Here is a 2,050-nt window from a genome sequence, read left to right on the forward strand (position 1 = left end):
TTGAATTATGGCGAGCTCGCCATAATTCAAGCCACCCCTCAATGTAGGCTGCGCTTTGGTCAAATTCCGGCTCTACGCCAAGGCGCACGGCCAACAGGCAAGCGCCAATCTCGACCACAAGTTCCTCGAACGCATAAGCGGCCTTGTTGCCAAATTTCTTGATCCGGTCCAGCCGCTTTTCCGCGCCGGTCCAGTGCGTGATTTCATGGGCCAAAACGCCATAGTAGCGGGCGGCATTGGTGAACGTGCCAACGGGCGGCATGTGAACCTGATCCGTCGCGGGGCGATAGTAGGCGGGGGGGTCTGTGGTGCTGACAATATCGGCCCCGATGCTGCCGAAAAATGCCTCAAGGGCTGGGTCGGTCTCGGTGCCAAGGTCGCGGGCGGGATCGGGCTGAGCGTAGTGTTCAGCGGGCAAGCCCTCGATCTGGTCCACGTTAAAGACGTTGTTTGCCTTCGCAAAGCCGATGCGGGCCTTGTTTTCGCCTTCGGTGCCGCCGTCGCTCTGTCCGTCGTCCTTCTTTTCTAAGGTGCCATAGAAAACGCTGCGGGCGCATTTCTCGCCCTTCTTCACGGTGCCACCAAGCTGCTGCGCCTGATTGAATGTCATCCAGCATTCAGACGCATAACCGCGATCCGATGCGACAGCCCACAACATCAGGACGTTGATGCCGCGATAGGCTTCGCCATTGTGACGGACGGGCAGGCAAGCGCCAACTGCGCCCCCTGTCCACGGCTTGCGCCAAGGCGGGGTGCCTGCCTCGATCTGTGCAATGATTGTGTCGGTGACGTGCTGGTGAATGTCCAAACGCTCTTTAGCCATGATCTTCGGTCCTTTGTGGTGGTGCCGCGTTTCCGGTCTGGTGCCGAAAATCGGGCGAGGGGTCAGACGAGGAAGCGCGAAGCGCGCCCCTCTTCTGAAACCTTGCCTCCCGGCGAGGGCAGGGGGGGCACCGCCGCAATGGGAAAATCAAGCGTACAAGGGGGTGGAGCGGCCCGCAGCGCAAAGCGTGAGGACACGGCCACGCAGGACGCGCAGTATTTTACTGTTGCGGTGGGGGACCGGCGGTCCCCGTCTTGCTTTTTTTCTCAGCGTTGCAGCGGCGTTCGGCTTGCCCGAACCCCGCGCAGCGCCCCAGTGATCGTCACCCGTCAGGGCGCATCGGCACGGACCAGGACGACCATGGCCGAAGGCCCGCATACTGGCTCGGAGAGACAGGACGCGGGCCATTCGGACAGGTAGGACGGGCCGGGGCGTTGCGGGCGGAAGCCGGTCTGCCGGCTGGAGTCTAGAGCGGGGTGACACGCCCAAGGGCGGGGCCGGGGCCATGTTCGCCACGCTTTCAGATTCACGGATCCATACTTTCATGGTAGAAAACCAAGAATGCAGAAAGTGCAGAAAGTGCAGAAAGAGGCTGTCGATGTTGAAGAAAGACCTCCGCATCCGCATGGATCAGTGGATCGTTCAGGCCCGCTTGGCGGGCGGTCTCGATGATGAAACCGACATTGAAGATGCCTTGCGAAGTGCAGCTCTCGCCTTCCGATCAACGGATATTGTTGCCCGTGAGCAAGGAACAAGAAAGTGGATGGAAACAGGGACGCAGATATTGAGCGCGTTCATGGTCGCCGCCGCGAACACGCCGACAGGTAGTGCAAGGGCGCTGCTCGGCAGTCCCGACGAAACGCAACTCATCCTTGCGAACCTCGCGAAGAATGAGAACGCCGGAGAGTTGAAGGTTCAACTGCAATGGGCTGCGCACTTAGACCCCAAGTTGTTCGCAGCGGCGTTGCTGGCACTGGCGGTTTAATCGTCGCGGGCCGGGTAAGTGGCGCGACCTGGGCCAAAGGAACAAAGACGTAATGGCGTGGTGCCGGTAGCGAACCGGCGGCACGCGCCGCGCCTCGCGCGGCCATTTTTTTCTGTGATCTTGGGCGTGGCTCTCTGAATCGACAGCCTACCATTGCTTAGAATGTTCACTATGTGTTCGCACCATGACGGACTTAGTGCAAATCCCAGATCACACCCTTTGGCTGGAATATACCTGCGGCA

The 2,050-nt window shown here is 60.1% G+C and carries 2 protein-coding genes; one reads left to right on the forward strand and one right to left on the reverse strand.

What is annotated here, in order from left to right; genetic code table 11:
• A partial coding sequence (locus ACOI1H_RS25165) for an ArdC family protein (protein ID WP_422441014.1) occupies positions 1–823 on the reverse strand: 823 nt, incomplete at its 3' end.
• A gap of 598 nt (positions 824–1,421) precedes the next feature.
• Between ACOI1H_RS25165 and ACOI1H_RS25170 the strand changes: the two genes are divergently transcribed.
• Positions 1,422–1,808 carry a hypothetical protein gene (locus tag ACOI1H_RS25170; protein ID WP_422441016.1) on the forward strand — a complete coding sequence of 129 codons (387 nt, stop codon included), beginning with the start codon at positions 1,422–1,424 and terminating at the stop codon, positions 1,806–1,808.
• The last annotated feature ends 242 nt before the right edge of the window (positions 1,809–2,050 follow it).

Origin of the sequence: Loktanella sp. DJP18, assembly GCF_049310965.1 — a bacterium.
Lineage (GTDB): Bacteria > Pseudomonadota > Alphaproteobacteria > Rhodobacterales > Rhodobacteraceae > Loktanella.

Bases quoted from the DNA above. Each gene is read 5' to 3' on its own strand.
- ACOI1H_RS25170 (WP_422441016.1), top strand. From the start codon at position 1,422: ATGTTGAAGAAAGACCTCCGCATCCGCATGGATCAGTGGATCGTTCAG.